Below are 18,609 nucleotides of genomic sequence, written 5' to 3' on the forward strand. Positions count from 1 at the left end.
TACTTGTCTCTGGGTCGAAGAGTTGACGAAACAACATAGAGAATCTCCTAACTAGGTCATCTAACGCATGGGAAGCAGTTTTTAGTGTTTTTAGAACTGTTCCGCCCCTTGATTAATTTAATTATATAGCTATGCAGTAATAAAATGTCAAGGGAGGCAGTATGGGATTCACCATCTGCAGATCGAGGTGTTCGCCGATCCAAGACCCTCTAAAATCAGGGCAGTACCGACAATAGGCAGCAAGGCATGAACCCACAGCACTGGCGCGCAGGACGACAACTCTCCCAAGCTTTCATGGCGGTTATCCTAGCGATCGCCCTTGGATTGACCAGTTGTGCTATTCCTCAAGTTCAGGCAGAAGATCGCCTATTTTTGCCCCTCTCGGTAGACTTCTTGGGTGCCTATCAACTGCCCGATACCCGCGTTGATGATATCCCCATTGGTGGTCTATCCGGTCTGACCTACGATCGCCAACGCGATCGCTTCTATGCCATCTCCGACGATCGCAGCATCCTTTCCCCAGCCCGCTTCTATACCCTGAAGATGGCGATCGGCACCGATGGAGAAGGCACACCGACCCTCGATCAAGTCACCGTCGAAAACGTTACTCTGCTGCACAACCGTGAAGGAGAGCTCTTTGCGGCCAACAGCATCGACCCAGAAGGCATCGCCCTCTCACCGCGATCGTCTGTTTTTATATCCAGCGAAGGCAGCGATCGCCAAGCTATTCCGCCCTCCGTGCAAGAATTTGACTTAGAAACCGGCGAGTGGCTCAGCCAACTGCCTATCCCCGATCGCTACCTACCGCAGGAGGTCGATGATCAACCCCAGGGCGTGCGCGACAACCTTGGCTTTGAGGCCCTGACGATCAATCCCGGTGGCTACAGCACCGCCTGGCTAGAACCCTTCCGCCTGTTTGTTGCCACAGAGTCCGCCCTCCGTCAAGATCTACAACCCAGCCAAACTACGTCGAACCTCGAACGCCTCCTCATCGACGAACCCGACGGCACCCAGAGCCGCAACCGCTTTCTGCACTACCTAGTCGGCGATGGTCAATCTACCCTCATTGCCGAACACCTCTACCTTCTCGATGCCGACCCGCCCAATACCGCCATCAACGGCTTAGTCGAGTTGATCACCCTCGATCAAGCCGGCCATTTTCTTAGCCTAGAACGCACCTTCGGTCTGGCGGGATTTGGCGCAACCTTAGCGCAACTGGCCACCGGCAGCGCCACCGACATCTCGGGTCTAGAATCGCTCAGCGCCTCGGTCGATGGCATCGAAGCCATTCGCAAACAGCCCCTCTTCGACCTCTCCACCCTCGATATCACCCTCGACAACCTAGAAGGCATGACCCTCGGCCCCCGCCTCCCCGACGGTAGCCAAAGCCTAATCCTCATCAGTGACGATAACTTTGACGAAGCTCAAGTCACCCAGATCCTCCTCTTTCGCCTCCGTCAAGGATAGAAAACGCAAGCAAGTTGCAGTTGTAGTAGCGCATCCACAAAAGGTGAAGATGAGCATAGGGATCAAAAGGGCGATCGCTCAACCCCCAAAAGCAAAGGGCTCCATTTTAGTAATGAAGCCCTAGAGTGCTATTAAGCCTTAAAAAGACCCTGATATCCCAAGCTTGTTAGGAACCATAGCGTTATCCACAAACGATAACCTCAGCTTAGAGGTACTTTTCGAGGGTGGTAGCCAACGTGGTTTTAGGGACAGCCCCAACCACCATGTCAACGCGCTGACCGCCCTTGAAAATCATCAAGGTGGGAATGCTGCGAATGCCATACTGGCTAGCTACACTGGGGTTTTCGTCAGTATTGACTTTAACAACTTTGACTTGTCCGGCATATTGTTCCGAGATTTCGTCTACCACGGGAGCCACCATCCGGCAGGGGCCACACCAGGGTGCCCAGAAATCAACCAATACCGGAAGTTCGCTTTCTAGAACTTCGTCTTTAAAACTAGCGTCTGTAACTTGTGCGGCTGCTGACATTCGTGAAAATCCTTGCCTACACTACCTTCAACGATTCTATCATAGCGGGTGTTGTGCATTGTTGTTCAAGGGATGTATCGAAGGTTACGATTCCCTGAGAACAAACTTCCTGGAACAGGACAACACCCGCTCCCCAGCAAGCGAAAAGAGGAACCGCCTGAACAGACTGTCCAGGCGGAGTGTGGTGTGAGGAGTGAACGGAAATGTTACTTTCCGCCAACTTCATTATAGGAGATGCCTATAGCTTTTCCAGTGGGTTATCACACATCGTTTAGGGTGCTAGTTGACAAATGATCGACCATCTTGCTACCAACCTCTAACGCATGGTGACAAATTCTTCGGCAGAACTGGGGTGAATACCCACGGTGGCATCAAAATCAGCCTTGGTGGCACCCATTTTCACGGCGATCGCTACCCCTTGAATGATCTCCGCTGCATGGTCGCCCACCATATGGGCTCCGAGTACCTTTTGGCTTTCGGTATGCACAATCAGCTTCATCAAGGTTTTTTCTTCCTTGCCCGCCAAGGTGTAGTACATGGGGCGGAAGCGACTGCGGTAGAGGGTGATGCCATCGCCATACTGCTCCCGAGCTTCTGCTTCCGACAGCCCCACGGTGGCGGCTTCCGGGGTGGTGAAAATCGCGGTGGGCACGTTGTCGTAGCTCATAGTGCGCGATTTGTTGCCAAACTGGGTATCGGAGAAGGCACGTCCTTCATTAATTGCAACGGGGGTGAGGTTGATGCGATCGGTGCAGTCGCCCACGGCAAAAATATTGGGTTCTGCCGTTTGGCTATAGGCATCAGTGGCGATCGCCCCTTGTTTCACCTCTACCTTGGTGTTGTCTAGACCTAGGTTAGATAAGTTGGGGCGACGACCCGTGGCCGCCAAGCTCACCACATCGGTGATCACCGTTTCTTGAAACTCGTCCTCATCTTCACCTAGACCGATTTTGCCGCACACCTGCACCTGCAGACGATGATCGGTTTTCTCAATACTCAGGACACTAAAGCTATGAACAATGGTGATGCCGTGGCTGAGCATGGCCTGGTGAATTTCTGCCCGCAGGTCATGATCAAAACCACGCAAAATCATCGGGCCTCGGATAATCTGGGTGACTTGGGTACCCAGGCCATTGAGAATACAGGCAAATTCTGAGCCGATATAGCCCCCACCCAAAACCACCACCTGCTTAGGCTGCTCACTCAGATGAAACACATCATCGGAAGTCATGGCATGTTCAATACCAGGAATGTTGGGTTTGACAGGCTTACCGCCCACCGCGATCAAGATTTTATCCGCCGTGACCGTGCGATCGCCCACCTTGAGGGTATGGGCATCGATGAACTGGGCATGGGCATCTAAAATATCCACCTTGGAGTTATCCAACATGCGCTGGTAAATGCCATTTAGGCGCGTCACCTCGTTGTTCACAGCGGTGATCATATGGTTCCAGTCCAGAGTGCTCTGCACCGGACTCCAGCCATAGCCTTGCGCTTCCTCAAACTGGGAGGGAAAGTGGGAGGCATAGACCATCAACTTCTTCGGTACACAGCCCCGATTCACACAGGTGCCGCCGAGGCGATCGCTCTCTGCTAACCCCACCTTTGCCCCATATTCTGCCGCGCGCCGAGCTGCTGCAATACCGCCCGAGCCACCACCAATCACAAACAAGTCGTAGTCGTATGCCATGGTTATCCTCCTATATCCGTTATACGTAAGAAAATGGGGCATCCAGAGCCTAGATTATGTCCCGTTGCCAACGTTCTGCCATGGGCGTGCGGCAGTGAAGCGTTGGGTTCACCTTTGCACACCTGCCCCTCATTCCCTTCTGCCACCATGGGTAAAAGGGAGCCCGGATTTAACATCCGTTGCCCAGCCTGGAAGAGGGATGTAGGGTGTAGCTGGCTTCCCGCAGGGTGGGATGCGAGACTGGGATGTCCCCCAAGCGCTTCTAGTCTTCTTCATCCAAGGTCAAATCTTGCAGGTTGCCGCAGAGATGGTGCAGGGTTTGGTGCTGAGCACGGCGCGATGGACGACGATATTTCTTGGTCGACAGCTTGGGTTCGTGGGTCACCTGTCCGTCTTCCCCTACCTTCAGTTTAGTCGTTGACTCCCCGTCTCCTAGCTTTTCCTGAGCTGTCTCATACTGGGTCACTTCTTCTAGAAAGGTGAGGTAGTGGTCATAGCGTTCCCAGTCGCCCCGTACGGCACAGTCCGGCTCATCGCGATGGAGGCAATCGCTAAATTGACAGGAGGCTTGCTCCAAGCGCTGGCGGATTTCTGGAAAGCAGCGGGCCAGTTGGACAGCCGTACAGTCCCAGTCGGGCTGATTGAAGCCGGGCGTATCCGCCAACAATCCACCACTGGGCAGCTCAAACAACTCCACATGACGGGTGGTATGCCGCCCTCGCCCTAGCTTGCCGGACACCGCTCCCACTCGCAGATCGACGGTGGGGATCAGTTGGTTGATCAGGCTGGATTTGCCTACGCCAGACGGCCCAGAAATTACCGTAATCCGATCGCGCAATTGCCCCCGAATCGGATCAAGATTCTGTCCGGTGTAGTTGCTGATCATCAAAGGCGTATAGCCCCAGTCCTGCAAATCCTCGCTCAGACGCTGCTGCTGCTCAACCGATACGAGATCGGCTTTGCTCAAACAAAGGCTCACGGAAAGCTGGGTGGATTCTGCTTTCACCAAAAAGCGACTCAACTGCAGACGATCCAGGGTCGGTTCCACCAAGGCAAACACCAGCAAGATGTGGCTAGCGTTGGCCACCGGTGGGCGATCGAGCTCCGTCTGACGCGGCATCACTTGGGCGATCGCTCCCCGAGCATTTTGCCAGTCCGGCTCTTCCACCACCACCCGATCGCCCACCCATACCTGCTGACCAATTTTCTTCAGCCGGGCCCGGCGCGTGCAGAGCAGGAGGTGCGGGGCGATCGCTGACTCCTCCGCAGGCGGACGATCCAAGCGCACTTGGTAGTAGTTGGCTTGGGTAGCAATCACCGTTCCCGTCCAATGGGGCGATGGCGACAGATCAGGGGAGGAGGCCACCCCTAGGGATACATCCGTCATGCGAGGTCTAAGGGCCGCTGCACCGTCACCCGAAAGAAATCCGCGCGCTCCTCAATGTCTTCTACCACATAGCCTTCCATGCGTAGACTATCTGGCACCTGTTCAATCGGCTCACCGGGATCAAGCCATACTTCTAAGCGATCGCCCGGCGCTATTTTTTGCAGATATAGCTTGGTGCGCACAAAGTTGATGGGACAAGGCGTCCCGCGCAGATCAAGACGATGGTCTGTACTAGAATCTGGGGCTGACGCGTGGCTCATCCTCGGAATAGGCCTCCCAAGAATCGCTCAAATCCACTGGCTTTGCCAAAGCGTTCGCCATGGAGCTTGGCCAACTTTTCTAGAAGATCTTGCTCCTCCGAGGGGAGGCGGCTGGGGTTGGGAATTTCCACCAAAATCGTGAGCAGATGATCGCCCCGGCTCACCGGATTACCTAAGCGAGGCACCCCCTTATCCTCTAATACTAAAACCGTGTTGGGCTGGGTGCCCGATTTAATTTCCACCTCATGCTTGCCATCCACCGTATCCACTTCAATATGGCAGCCCAGGATAGCCTGAAGATAGCTGATCTTCACATCCGACAAGATGTTAATGCCATCTCGCTTAAACTCCGCATCTTCATTGACAAAGAGGTGGACGTACAGATCTCCCGGCGGGCCACCGCGCTGCCCAGCATCCCCCTTGGAAGGCACTCGCAGACTGGTGCCAGTATCTACCCCGGCGGGCACGGTAATTTTGAGCTTCTTGGTCTCTTGCTTTTGACCCTTGCCACCGCAGGCTTCACACTTATCCTCAATCACCTGACCACTGCCGCTGCAGGTGGGACAAACCGATACCTGGGTGAAGCTACCAAAGGGCGTGCGAGTAGCTCGCCGCACCTGACCCATGCCAGCACAGGTGGAGCAGGTTTTCGGCTGAGTGCCAGGCTTGGCACCACTGCCGCTACAAACGGAGCAGGTTTCTAGGGTGTTGATGCGAATTTCCTTATCGCAGCCAAACACCGCATCCCGGAACTCTAGCTTTAGATCGAGGCGCAGGTCATTGCCGCGCACCGGCCCATTACGACGCCGTCCACTGGTTTGACCAGGGCCCGCACCACCGCCAGAAAACCCGCTGAAGAAGCTTTCAAAAATATCGGCAAAGCCACCAAAGTCGCCGAAGTCTTGAGCGCCCATACCTGCCCCAGAGCTAACTCCAGCCTCTCCGTAGCGGTCATAGCGCGCCCGGACTTCTGGCTCAGAGAGAATCTCATAGGCGCGGTTAATTTCTTTAAAGCGCTCCTCGGCCCCATCTTCCTTGTTGACGTCGGGGTGATACTTTCGGGCTAGCCGCCGATAGGCACGCTTAAGTTCCTCTTTGTCTGCACTGCGAGAAACGCCGAGTATATCGTAATAATCACGAGCCATAGAGGGATGTCTCTGAAAATGAACGCGGTTGCCAATATGCGCTAAGGCTGATGTAACCCATGCCCTGCCTTGCTTGATCTGCTAAGCCTTGCTAGCGATCGCCAGAGAGCATAGCTAGATAGCAGTAGCTAGGGTCATTTTAGAACGCTAGTGTCTATCATAATCGACCCATTCCCCGCTGAGCCATGGTTGACTCGGGGATGAGTGAATAAATCTAACCACAATTCCCCTAGTCAATGGCTTCGTAATCGGCGGTTACGGTTTCATCATGTTCAAAATCAAACTCATCAAAATTTTCTACATCATCGTCCTGCTCCGTCGCTCCATTTAGCCCGCCGCCCACGGGCTCATAGTCAGGGGTATATGTGTTGTCACTATCCTCAGAACTTGCCTGTTGATAGACCGAGGATCCAATTTCAAACAGAGCTTGCTGCAAGGCGTCTAGGCGTTCTAGCATCACCTCTACCGCAATGGAGCGATCGGCGATCGCCGCCCTCAAGTCCGCCACCCGCTCCGCTGCCCGCGCTTTCAGCCCGTCATCAATAAACTCTGCATTGTCACGAATCGTTGATTCGTAGCTATAGAAGAGATTATCGGCTTGGTTGCGCAGCTCAACCAGCTTCTTCCGCCGATCGTCGTCTTCGGCGTAGAGTTCGGCTTCTTGGCGCATCCGTTCCACTTCAGCGTCATTCAGTCCGCCGGTATTGGAGATGCGAATGCTTTGTTCTCGTCCTGTCCCCTTATCGCGAGCCGCCACTTGCAAAATGCCGTTGGCGTCAATTTCAAAGGCCACTTCAATTTGTGGAACGCCTCTGGGAGCAGGCGGAATACCGGTCAACTGGAACTTACCGAGGCTTTTGTTGTCCTTGGCCAGCGCCCGTTCACCTTGGAGGACGTGAATCTCCACCGAGGTTTGCCCATCCGTTGCCGTCGAGAAGGTCTGGGTTTTGCTGGTGGGAATGGTGGTATTGCGCTCAATAATTTTGGTAAACACTTCACCCAAGGTTTCAATACCCAGGGAAAGGGGCGTCACGTCCAGCAGCAGCAGGTCTTTCACCTCCCCGCCCAGCACCCCACCTTGAATAGCTGCCCCTAGAGCCACAGCTTCATCCGGGTTGACGGAGCGATCGGGGGATTTTCCACCGAAGTAGTCACTAATGGCTTTTTGTACCGCTGGAATGCGGGTTGAGCCACCCACCAAAATAATGCGATCGATGCCATCGGGCGACAGACCACAATCTTTCAGAGCTTGAGCCACTGGATCAATCGTGCTCTGCACTAAGGGAGCCACCAATTCTTCGAACTTAGCCCGAGTAAGCTCCGTTTCCAGATGCTTGGGACCCGTGTCATCCGCCGTAATAAAGGGCAAGTTGACCGAGGTATTGATCATGCTGGATAGCTCGATCTTGGCCTTCTCCGCCGCTTCCCGTAGCCGCTGCAGGGCCATCTTGTCGGTGGACAGGTCAATGCCTTCCTGTTCCCGGAAGCTGTCAATCATCCAGCAAACCACCGCGTTGTCAAAATCATCCCCACCCAAGTGGTTATTCCCGGCGGTAGCTTTGACCTCAAACACTCCATCACCCAGCTGGAGCACGGACACATCAAAGGTGCCGCCGCCCAAGTCAAACACCAACACACTCTGTTCTTGATCTTGCTTGTCAAGACCGTAGGATAGGGCCGCCGCCGTCGGCTCATTGATGATCCGGAGTACCTCTAGCCCCGCAATGGTGCCAGCATCTTTGGTTGCTTGACGCTGGGCATCGGTGAAATAGGCGGGCACGGTAATGACCGCTTGGGTAGGTTCTTCGCCCAAGTAGTTTTCGGCATCCTGCTTCAGTTTTTGCAGGATCATGGCGGAGATTTCTTGGGGCGTGTAGGTGCGTCCACGAATTTGGACGTCCACCGTGTCATCTTTGCCCTTGACACAGGTATAGGACACCCTGCTGCGCTCTGTGGCGGTGTCATCCCACCGACGGCCAATAAATCGCTTAATGCTGAACACCGTGTTTTCTGCGTTGGTGACAGCCTGACGCTTAGCAAGTTGCCCAACTAATCGCTCACCTGATTTACCAAACCCCACAATACTTGGGGTTGTCCGACCACCCTCAGAGTTGGAAATCACGACGGGCTGACCCCCTTCTAGGACAGACACGCAACTGTTGGTTGTACCCAGGTCAATACCGATTACTTTTCCCATGGCTAGAGGCTCTGAATGCGTTCAAGTGATTACACGAGTCTGAATGATGGGCAAGTCACGCTTGCTGCTTCAACAGGGTGTAGAACCTAGTATTCCGCAACTTGTTGAAAATTCAATCAACCTTAGCAACATCTGTCCTGAACAGGTTGATTTGCAAAGGCTTATCCCACAATCCAACTGACCAGAAAAACCAAGATGGCTCAACGGGTCATGACTGGCGACAAGGCGCTCACCCATGATCCCCACGTCGTATGTATAGAGATGTATAGAGGCTACTCGGGTCGATTAGGGGCGATCGCTCCTAGGTTGCCCAACCTTAACTCTATTCTTGATCCCCTTGTGCTTCAGAGTTTTCCTCTGAGGGTATCACGGGGTCAGGAGCAGCAGCAACTTTAACCATGGCATGGCGCAAGACCCGCTCACCCAATTGGTAGCCCCGCATTAGTTCTTCCATGACGATTCCTTCTTCATAGGCATCGGTTTGCTCTCGCATGACAGCATTATGCAGATTGGGATCAAAGGGAACGCCCTCAGCCCGCATGGGCGACACCCCAAGCCGCTTGAGACAATCCACGAGTTGCTTGTATACCCCTTGGTAACTTTTATGAATCCCCATTTCGGCATCCGTCTGGGGTTTAATTTGAGATCGCGCCCGTTCAAAGTTATCAACCACAGGCAGCAACTCGGTTACCGTTGAGCATTTCACCCGTTCTTCTTGTTCTTCCCGTTCTTTGCTGGTGCGCTTACGGAAGTTCTCAAAATCTGCACCCAATCGCACATATTGAAGATTGCGATCCTCAAGCTGTGCTTTTAGTACCTCTACCTCTTGGGCGAGAGCGGCAATTTTAGACTCATACGCTTGAATAGCTGCATGTTCACTAACAGTGCGATCGCCCCCTAGAGCATCTTCTACCGCAACAGCCTCATCTGAGAAGGCTGTATCTGGATTTGGAGGTTCTGAGGAGGGTGAAGAATCACTGTCCATCTCGTCGGGCAAATCATCAATACTCGTGACGACAGGAATGTCATACTCCTGATCGCTATCGGAGGAGTTGGTGATTGTGTCTGATCCGTTGTCAACTTGCTTTTCTTCGTCGCCCATTGCACGCTACTTCCCAATTGTGAACTCTGCCAATCTTAGTTGATGGCTCTCAGCGAAACATTAGGTTGTATCCATAGATAGAACTAAGCTGTACTGGGTTGTACTTCATTCGTTATACCTAAGTTAACCCTGAGACCATCGGCCTTAGTCTAGGTTAGATCATAAATCTTGTGATACCCAATCTCTTATGGTGAGAGTTTGTTGGCCATGCCCTGGAAAAGCAAGGTAGCGGTGGCGATACTCGAATGTAAATTCACTGGAGATCATGCGCCTTGTTGTTCATCCTACTAAGCTGATCGAAGGATGAAACATGGGCTGAACCAGGCCCAAGAGAAACCAGACTCAGCCCAAGCTATCCATCATCGCTCACCGGCTGGGGCAGATGAAGCCATAACGTCACCAAACTAGCCTATGCTCAAAGGCGATCGCGGCGGCTTGGGATAGATGTCGATCCTGACGTCTATACTAATGACACCCTAGATTACACCCGTGGCTATGCCATAATCGACTCAACGCCGGGAATACGGGACATGAACCAACTTTTGGGTGGACGCTACCAATTTATTAGGGTTCTGAAATCAAATGCGGTTGGGCAAACCTACCTGGCTGAAGATACCCAGGGTGAACCGCCATTGCCCTGTATCGTGAAGCGGTTGCAAATTGCTAGTCGGAACCCTCGAACACAACGCTTTGTGTCCGTTCTGCTGAAAAAAAAGGCGGAGACGCTGAGCAACTTCACCTGCTCCCAAGTCCCCAAAATTTTAGATTTCTTTGAAGAAGCCGCTGGCTTTTACATCATCGAAGAATATATTGAGGGACGTCCCCTCAGTGACTTATTGGCCCAAGGGCGTCCCTGGGACGAGGGATCGGTCATCCAGCTTTTGCATGACATTTTAAATATTGTGGCGACGGTTCATAGCTGGGGCGTCATCCATCGCTGTATTGAGCCAGCCCACCTGATTCGCCGAGAAGCTGACCAGCAGTGGATGCTGATTGGCTTTGGCATCTTCCATGAAATTAGTGCGCAGGTGATGCGATCGCAAACGCCTCCCTCATCGCCCCTGCTAGCAGAGTCCTCTGTCTACCGTCCTACAGAGCAGATCCAAGGCCAACTTCAGTTTAGTAGCGACATCTATGCCGTGGGTATGATCGGCATCCAGGCAATTACGGGGCTATCGAGCCTAGACCTCATGAAGCTGCGAGACTCGTCCACGGCTACGAATGGCTCTAAGTCTCCTCAGATCCTCTGGCGTGACCAGGGCAACCTATCAGATGAGCTAGCCGAGATTCTCGATCGCATGGTCTGCCCAGCAGTGCATCAACGCTACCAGCTTGTGTCTGATGTTTTAAATGACCTGCAGCGGCTACGTCGTCAGGAGAGTAGCCATGGCACAAGCGCCAAACTGAGCGGCGAGGCGGTGGAGCGTCCCCGTACCTTGACCAACTGGATGCGTCCTCTAGGGCTGGGGATCATTGCCATCCTGGGGGTTGCAGCCCTGATGTATAGTCAGCTACCCCAGCGGTGGTTAGCCCAGCGATCGCTGCAGCGGGCCATGAATTATCAGCAATCGGGAGCTACCGATGAAGCACTGGTGCAGTATGAGCAGGCCATTACTCTCCAGCCCAGCGGTCAAGCGTTTTATGAACGAGGCATGCTCCATCAGAGGATGGGGAATACTCAGGCGGCCTTAGAAGACCTTAGCCAGGCGATCCGGTTCAATCCCAACAACAGCGATTTCTATTACCAACGAGGCAATATCCGGTTTGGGTTAGGCGACAGCGAAGGGGCGATCGCTGACTACACTGAAGCCATTCAGAAAGATCCCAATATGAGTAACGCCTATGTCAATCGGGGCAGTGTGCGTGCTGATCTAGGCGATGACCAAGGCGCGATCGCTGACTATACGGCAGCGCTGCAGGTCGATCCCAACCTATCCGCCGCCTACTTAAACCGTTGCCTATCGCGATCCAACCTTGGAGAACATCAGTCAGCGATCGCCGACTGTGGCCAGGCCATTCGCCTCCAACCTAATTCTGTTTTGGCGTATCAAAATCGTGGACTCGTGCGGCGGCGGATTGGAGATACTCGGGGCGCGATCGAGGATTTCAACATTGCCATTCGTCTTGATCCATCAGACGCTGATCCATACTACAACCGGGGCTTAGCAAGGTATGAATTGGGCGATCGAATGGGGGCGATCGCCGACTATACCGAAGCAATTCAGCGCAATCCTGATCATGTTTTTGCCTATTATGATCGGGCTGGCATCTATGCCGCAGAAGGCAATCTGACGGCAGCGCTAGATGACTTTCAGCAGGCGGCAAAATTGTGTTTAGATGCTGGACGAACTAGCTGTTACGAGGATGCTCAGTATCAAATCAGACAGATCCAGGCAAGGGAAGCTAGCAATCCACTCCCGGATCAAGACACCAGCAGTCTAGACCAAGACTAGGAGTCTTGCACCAGGCGGTCGCCGCCAGGAAACGCCAGAATTTCTCGGCGACCGCTACCACGATAGACGGTTTCACTATCATGGTTTGAAAGAACCTCTGCATCGGGGATCAGAGACTGAGTATTGAAGGCTTGAGGAACCGAGGCTTGGAGCGTTGCCACAAGACCGGTTGCAGCGAGACCAAGAAGCAGAGTGCGTTGGGCAATATGCATGGTAGTTTATCCATCTAGTCGTTCTAGTCCCCTATACGAACCCTCTAAAATCCCGTCCGGATGGCGATCGCCCCAAGGACAAAGTTCCGTAAAATCCCGCAGATTCTCAGCGATAGCGATCCCCCAGCGCTGGACATCTGTCGTTACGTCACATCCTAAGCACCCCTCTTACGGAAGGGCAGAGTTTATACTGAATTTTACAGAAAGCATGTTTGAGTTGATACGGCTAAACCTTGCTTGGGCATTCTAAACGCGATCGCTCATCAGGTCAGGGATGCATTCTGTTTATTCAAACCAACCCACCACGGCTAATCTAGAGCTGCGATCGCGCCTAAGAGTAGCTCTCCGCAAAGTTTGGGGCTATGATGACTTTCGTTCCCCCCAAGCCGACATTATTGAAAGCCTTTTGACGGGGCACGATACGCTGATCATCATGCCCACTGGGGGTGGCAAGTCCATCTGCTTTCAGCTGCCTGCCCTCATTCGTCCAGGGTTGACCCTGGTGATTTCGCCGCTAATTGCCCTGATGGAAAATCAGGTGCAGGATTTGCGCCGCCGCAAGCAACCCGCCGCCGTCCTCCATAGCCAACTACCGCGATCGCACCAAGCGCAGACGCTGCGGGAGCTGGAGAGCGGTCGTCTGCGCTTGCTATACCTATCGCCCGAAACGCTGCTCAGCGAAAAAGTCTGGTCGCGTCTCTGCCAGCCCACGCTGCCCATCCATGCCCTAGTTGTCGATGAAGCCCATTGCCTAGCCCAGTGGGGTGAAACCTTTCGCCCAGCCTATCAGCGACTGGGAGCCGTACGTTCCAGCCTCTTGCGCCACAAACCTCCCGGCTCCCACATGGCGATCGCTGCCTTTACCGCCACCGCCGATCCTCTCACCCAGCAGGCCATTGAGCAAGGGCTAGGTCTCAAGCGCTCTAAGGCTTTTCGCCTCAGCCCCTACCGCGCCAATTTACATCTCTCCGTCCATATTGCCTGGACGCCTCGGGGCCGCCGTCAGCGCTTGCTGCAGTTCATTCAAGCCCATCCCGATCAAGCCGGTCTGGTCTATGTGCGATCGCGACAGGAGGGCGAAGAGCTAGCCGACTGGCTGCGACAGCAAGGCTATGCCACCGCCGCCTACCATGCAGGCGTACCGGCCAGCGATCGCCGCGCCATTGAAGCCGCTTGGCTATCGGGCAGCCTGCCCTTCGTTGTCTCCACATCCGCCTTTGGCATGGGCATCGACAAGGGCAACGTGCGCTGGATTGCCCACTTCCATCCCCCAGCTCTGCTCTCAGAATATGTGCAGGAAATTGGCCGAGCTGGGCGCGATGGGCAAGACTCCGAGGCGCTGATGTTAGTGAGCGAACCTACTGCCTGGCTGGATCCAGGCGATCGCCAGCGACAGCGCGGCTTCGAGCAGCAACTTCATCAGCAAGAGCGCGCCGCCCAGAGTTTAATCCGCCAGATTCCATCCGCCGGAACGGTGCGATCCGTAGAACAGTCGTCCCCCGATGCCGCCATGGCCCTGGCCTTACTGCATCGCCAAGGTAAGCTCGTCTGGCCCGATCCCTTCCACTACCGCCTCCAGGCCACTCAGCCCACGCCGGTGCATTTGCCCCAAGCCAGCAAGAAGATGCGTCAGTATCTTTACACAGACCAGTGCCGCTGGCACTTCCTGCTTCAGGCCTTTGGCGCGACTGAAGGGCAAGTATCTCGGTGTGGCCATTGCGATCGCTGCGATCGCCAGTCTTAACTCAAGACATCCTCACCAAGGGTGCGCGCGCCAGACTGAGTGCCCACATTCCAGTCCGCGCACACATCACCCTCTACACCATAGGGATACATCCCACAGATCAATCGCTGTCCCCCATACATCTTTCCGTGGTAGTGCTGACAGCCACGACAGGCACGGGGACGCTGAGATCGAGGCGCAGCCGGCACATCCTGCAAACGCTGTAAAAAATCTAGGTAGGACTGGGCCATGGCCGCCTGCTGCTTTCGCTGGCGATCCGCGGCTAGCACCATACTCATCGTGGTAAACCCTAGTCCTCCAGCCCCCAAACCTGCTGCGACGAGACGAAGGGTGGGCTGCTTGGCTTGCACGGCAACCGCAAGGATGATCCCAGATGTGACCACAAACAAGGCATGTCTCATAGATGGCGATTTGACCACTCTGCCTTAGTGTGGCATGTCTCAGCGGCAGGTGGCACGGGGATACTCATCAGCCTAGTACTCTGAGGCGGAACCTGCCTAGTTGCTAAAGCAGGAACTCTTGTGTGTCCTGAACTTCCTTTTCATTTTTTTGTCTTCGTTCTTCTGTCTTGCGGTACTAGGTGATCCATTCCTGATGAATTTTGCTGCTGCTCCATCCAAGCCAATCAACATCCCGTTACAAAACTATACCGTTTGACGCTCCTGAGGATTTGCACGGAGAGTCTCCGCAGAGGCGCTGAAAACACTGATGCGATCGCCATTTGTCTAGGGGGGTGACAGCCCTCACTGCCCTGAATTAACTTAGCCATTTTTGAAATGGTTCAGTGTTTATGCTGAACCTCCAAAGCCCATACGGTTTGACTCCCGTGGAATAACGATGGTAGCTCCCCGTCTCTCCATCGAGAATAAGGTTAAATCGGACGCAAGGTATGTCTCAGATGACGGCTACTCAATCTTCTCTTCGCTCCCGCAGCATGGAATTGTTGATGGCATATCAGCACAACCCATCCGTTGTGATTCGCAATAAACTTGTGCGGCTGAATGCTGGCTTAGTCCGTAAAATTGCTCATCGGGTAAGCCATCAGTGCTCTGAACCCTACGAAGATCTAGAACAAATTGGCTATATCGGGTTAATTCGCGCCGTTGAGCGCTTTGACCCCACCCAAGGTTGTGCGTTTAGCTCCTTTGCCGTGCCCTATATCCGGGGTGAGATGCTGCACTTCCTGCGCGATCGCGGCAGTGCGGTCAAAGTGCCCCGCCGCCTTCAAGATATGCAGAAAGAAGGGCAGCGCGTGCGGTTGACCCTCACCAAAATTTTGGGTCATGAACCCACCGATGCTCAAGTTGCCAATGCCCTCGGCGTTTCTCTCTATGAATGGCGGGAAATTAAGATCGCAGCAAAGAACCGGCTACCCCTCAGCCTTGATGCCATGGTTTGCCAACAAATGGATGCGCAGATCACCCTGGGAGACACCCTGCCCGACACCCACTACCAAACCCTGCAGCGCCTAGAGGAAGATCGGCAGCAACTCCAGGGAGCCCTCAACCAGCTTGAAGAAAAAACCCGCGCGGCCATTGAGTTTGTCTTCTTCAACGATTTGTCCCGTAAAGAGGTAGCTGAGCGCATTGGCGTCAGCCCGATGACGGTGACTCGACGCATCCAGCGGGGGCTTGAGCAAATGGTGGCGCTACTCCAGCCCCAAGTGCTGCAAACCGATCCCTAGACCGCCATCCGCAACCGAGCGGTCAAAGCTAGTTTCCTGTAGACAACCTGTGCGAAACACATCAAAGCAAGGACGCTTAGCTCCACGGAGCAGCGTCCTTTTTTTTCGCTAGGAGATCTTCTGGTGCTGAGACACCGTGCGTAGCAATGATCTGGAGCAGTTGATCTTTGCCAGACACCCTCTAACGGTGCGATCGCCCCTCACCGGCACTATGGGGCGGATGGCCAGAGGGTGGGTCAAGCTGGAGCTGCTGCCGTCCATTGCGAATGACGCGAATCATGTCTGCCATTTGTTGCTCCATATCCCGCAAGACGCGATCGGCATAGTCATCGGCTCCGCGCTGAATCTCCTCACATTCAGCGATCGCCATCACGCGCATCTCTTCCACTTCTTGCTGAATTTGGCGACGCAACTGCTCCACTTCCCGCATGGTTTGTTCATGAATGACGTCGCATTCCTGCTGAATCTGCTGGCGAATTTGCCGAGCTTCCATTTCAGCTTGGCGAATTAAACCCATTTCATCGAGAATCTCCGCTGCTCGCCGCTCCGCTGCCTCGACGATGTCTTGGGCGTAGTTTTCTGCTTCTAGGAGAATCTCTTCCTTGTTACGAATAATATCTTTTGCGTCTTGAAATGCGGACGGCAAGTGGATGCGCAGTAAATCTAACTGATCGAGAAGCTGCTCTTCATCCACCAGCGTCCAGCGGCTCAGGGGCAGCCGTGGACTATCAAGCAGCATGTCTTCTAGCTTGTTGAGCTCTTGCTGAATATCCACATTTCCTATCCGTGCGGGGGGGGCGACGGGGCCGCCTCCATTGAGGGCGTGTCCGCCTGCTGGGTTGGAGGCATGGCGATCCGTGCTGACGAATTCGGAGTCTTGTCGTAACATCTGCGAATATCCAGAGCAACAGTTTGAGGGACAAGATGATCAATCGGCCCCTCGAAGCGAGCAATTTCTTTCACAAGGCTACTGCTTAAGAAACTATACTCATTCGAGGTTGCGAGAAAAACCGTCTCAATCTCATCAGAGAGGGTTTTGTTGGTATGAGCCATCTGCAGTTCTTTTTCAAAATCCGAAAGAACCCGTAGGCCTCGAAGCAGCACCCCAGCACTTCGCATTCTGGCATATGTGACCGTTAATCCATCAAAACTATCTACTTCGACATTGTTGAGATGTCGGGTAGCACGACGGATTTGCTCTAATCGCATCTGAACACTGAATAGCGGGGTTTTGCTTGGGTTTTTTAAGACCACCACAATCACGCGCTCGAAAAGCTGACATCCGCGCTCGATAATGTCGAGGTGCCCGAGGGTGATGGGGTCAAAGCTGCCTGGGTAAATTGCAATCACGATTCAGTGGATCCCTGATGAATCAGAGCAGTTAGGGTGATTATATCGGACAGGGCCACTCTCCGCTCAGGCTTATTTTGCTTCGAAGACAAAAAAATAGATCATCAGGCAGCGATCGCCCCCCTGATGCCCACGACAGGCAAGACGATCCATCAAGGCATTTTAATCCTGTTTCGAGGGTTCCCCAGATTGCCTTCTAGGGCACATAGGGCGTTGGGGGAGCCTGCACCTGGGGCGATCGCCCTAGGATGAGCCCCAGGCAAAAGCCCAGCACCAAGCCCGAAAAATGTCCTATCACGCTAATGCCCGGCGTACTGAGATCAAAGGCAACCTGTAGGCCAATCACCGCTAGAACCAAGCGCAGGCGCTTGCCGGCCAAGCGAGACTTTTCATAATGCCAGCCGTAGAGCAGCATGGCAGCGATCATGCCAATCAGGCCCATGATCGCCCCCGATGCCCCTACGGCAATTTGAGGTGGCGTATCGTTGAGCCAAGCCACCAGGGTGACACAGCCCATGGAGCCAGCTCCTGTCAGCACATAGGCTATTCCATAACGCCAGAGGCCCAGCCGAGCTTCCACAAACGCGCCAAGAATCATCAGCCCCAGCATGTTCATCGCTAAGTGTATCCAACCATAGTGGAGAAACATAGCGCTCAGCAGCCGCCACCAAGCTCCCGCCATGACATCTTGGGGTACGAGGGCTCCTAAGCGATAGAGCACAGCTAGGTTCTGGCTACCACCCGCCCAAATTTCTAGCCCAAAGGCCAGCAGATTCAGGGCAATCAATAGAGCGGTCATGGGACTAGCCCGATGGGCAGGGGTGAGGCGCAGACCGTAATCATGCTCATGCTGTAGATCAAGCATCATCTGCTGCAACAGCACCGAACTAGCCGCCGCCACCGGCAACCCAATGGCAGGCGGATGGGCCAAACGCCAGCGAACGGCATGGGCCAAGGCAGGCGACGGGGAGGCGATCGCTCTGAGGGTGTCTTGGGCGATCGCATCATGGCCAGCAGCAAACTGAGCCGTGGCCCGCCAAAATGCTTGCCCGTTGGATGAATCTTGCACCAGCCCGCGTTGAAAGAGGGCCTGCACAGCCTCAACCTGCCCTGTAAACGCCAAGACCAAGAGCCGGGCATGGTTAAGCTGAAATGGACTACCGTAGCGCTCTAAGCAGGGCTGCAGCCGCTCAAATTCATTCACCAAGGTCAGCACATCCTGAGTTTCCCCCAGGGAACGCAAGCTGTAGAGCATCAGCCAAGGGCTTTGGTGGAGAGTTGCCGTCGGAAGTTGGGTGATCCACTGACGCAACCGCTGCCAGCGGTTATTACTGCTGTAGAGCAAAGCTGGGGCGATGGAGGCCAGGGCATGACGAGAGGCAGAATGCT

16 protein-coding genes are annotated in these 18,609 nt (G+C 54.2%); 4 read left to right on the forward strand and 12 right to left on the reverse strand.

The window, feature by feature from the left end; all coding sequences use genetic code 11:
- Window positions 1-246 precede the first annotated feature (246 nt).
- The gene (locus V6D20_01955) at window positions 247-1,467 is read left to right on the forward strand and encodes an esterase-like activity of phytase family protein (protein ID HEY9814561.1); all 1,221 of its coding nucleotides are present in this window, start codon (window positions 247-249) and stop codon (window positions 1,465-1,467) included.
- Window positions 1,468-1,672: 205 nt separating this feature from the next.
- Here V6D20_01955 and trxA read toward each other — a convergent pair whose 3' ends face one another.
- From trxA to grpE, 7 genes are all read right to left on the reverse strand, one after another.
- Entirely contained in the window at window positions 1,673-1,996 is a 324-nt protein-coding gene (gene trxA, locus V6D20_01960; GenBank protein HEY9814562.1) for a thioredoxin, read from the reverse strand.
- Window positions 1,997-2,312: 316 nt separating this feature from the next.
- Window positions 2,313-3,686: a glutathione-disulfide reductase gene (gene gor, locus V6D20_01965; protein ID HEY9814563.1), complete on the reverse strand. Its 1,374-nt coding sequence runs from the start codon at window positions 3,684-3,686 to the stop codon at window positions 2,313-2,315.
- A 262-nt stretch (window positions 3,687-3,948) separates the two neighbouring features.
- On the reverse strand, window positions 3,949-5,073 hold the full coding sequence (rsgA, locus tag V6D20_01970; protein HEY9814564.1) for a small ribosomal subunit biogenesis GTPase RsgA: 1,125 nt from the start codon (window positions 5,071-5,073) through the stop codon (window positions 3,949-3,951).
- A complete protein-coding gene (locus V6D20_01975; protein HEY9814565.1) occupies window positions 5,070-5,333 on the reverse strand; it encodes a sulfurtransferase TusA family protein in 264 nt (87 codons plus the stop codon). The genes rsgA and V6D20_01975 overlap by 4 nt, the downstream gene beginning before the upstream one ends.
- Window positions 5,330-6,478 carry a molecular chaperone DnaJ gene (dnaJ, locus tag V6D20_01980; GenBank protein ID HEY9814566.1) on the reverse strand — a complete coding sequence of 383 codons (1,149 nt, stop codon included), beginning with the start codon at window positions 6,476-6,478 and terminating at the stop codon, window positions 5,330-5,332. Before dnaJ ends, V6D20_01975 begins: the two co-directional genes overlap by 4 nt.
- 229 nt (window positions 6,479-6,707) lie before the next feature.
- Window positions 6,708-8,675, reverse strand: coding sequence for a molecular chaperone DnaK (gene dnaK, locus V6D20_01985; GenBank protein ID HEY9814567.1), 1,968 nt, complete (start codon window positions 8,673-8,675; stop codon window positions 6,708-6,710).
- A gap of 322 nt (window positions 8,676-8,997) precedes the next feature.
- Complete coding sequence (gene grpE, locus V6D20_01990; protein ID HEY9814568.1) at window positions 8,998-9,777, reverse strand: nucleotide exchange factor GrpE; 780 nt, start codon at window positions 9,775-9,777, stop codon at window positions 8,998-9,000.
- Window positions 9,778-10,307: 530 nt separating this feature from the next.
- Here grpE and V6D20_01995 point away from each other — a divergent pair.
- Entirely contained in the window at window positions 10,308-12,230 is a 1,923-nt protein-coding gene (locus V6D20_01995; protein ID HEY9814569.1) for a protein kinase family protein, read from the forward strand.
- On the opposite strand, the gene V6D20_02000 is transcribed toward V6D20_01995, so the two are convergent.
- Window positions 12,227-12,442, reverse strand: coding sequence for a hypothetical protein (locus V6D20_02000; GenBank protein HEY9814570.1), 216 nt, complete (start codon window positions 12,440-12,442; stop codon window positions 12,227-12,229). The two genes, V6D20_01995 and V6D20_02000, sit on opposite strands and share 4 nt — an antisense overlap.
- 274 nt (window positions 12,443-12,716) lie before the next feature.
- Here V6D20_02000 and V6D20_02005 point away from each other — a divergent pair, with 274 nt between their 5' ends.
- Window positions 12,717-14,186 carry an ATP-dependent DNA helicase RecQ gene (locus V6D20_02005; GenBank protein HEY9814571.1) on the forward strand — a complete coding sequence of 490 codons (1,470 nt, stop codon included), beginning with the start codon at window positions 12,717-12,719 and terminating at the stop codon, window positions 14,184-14,186.
- On the opposite strand, the gene V6D20_02010 is transcribed toward V6D20_02005, so the two are convergent.
- A complete protein-coding gene (locus V6D20_02010) occupies window positions 14,183-14,575 on the reverse strand; it encodes a hypothetical protein (GenBank protein ID HEY9814572.1) in 393 nt (130 codons plus the stop codon). The two genes, V6D20_02005 and V6D20_02010, sit on opposite strands and share 4 nt — an antisense overlap.
- A gap of 509 nt (window positions 14,576-15,084) precedes the next feature.
- On the opposite strand from V6D20_02010, the gene V6D20_02015 reads away from it, so the two are divergent.
- A complete protein-coding gene (locus tag V6D20_02015) occupies window positions 15,085-15,870 on the forward strand; it encodes an RNA polymerase sigma factor SigF (GenBank protein ID HEY9814573.1) in 786 nt (261 codons plus the stop codon).
- 181 nt (window positions 15,871-16,051) lie between these two features.
- On the opposite strand, the gene V6D20_02020 is transcribed toward V6D20_02015, so the two are convergent.
- From V6D20_02020 to V6D20_02030, 3 genes are all read right to left on the reverse strand, one after another.
- The gene (locus V6D20_02020; protein HEY9814574.1) at window positions 16,052-16,759 is read right to left on the reverse strand and encodes a hypothetical protein; all 708 of its coding nucleotides are present in this window, start codon (window positions 16,757-16,759) and stop codon (window positions 16,052-16,054) included.
- Window positions 16,651-17,220, reverse strand: a complete 570-nt coding sequence (gene coaD / locus V6D20_02025; GenBank protein HEY9814575.1) for a pantetheine-phosphate adenylyltransferase — start codon at window positions 17,218-17,220, stop codon at window positions 16,651-16,653. The genes V6D20_02020 and coaD overlap by 109 nt, the downstream gene beginning before the upstream one ends.
- A 196-nt stretch (window positions 17,221-17,416) precedes the next feature.
- Window positions 17,417-18,609, reverse strand: a 1,193-nt coding sequence (locus tag V6D20_02030) for a rhomboid family intramembrane serine protease (protein HEY9814576.1), incomplete at its 5' end; no start/stop codon positions are given.

Source organism: Candidatus Obscuribacterales bacterium (assembly GCA_036703605.1).
Taxonomy (GTDB): domain Bacteria; phylum Cyanobacteriota; class Cyanobacteriia; order RECH01; family RECH01; genus RECH01.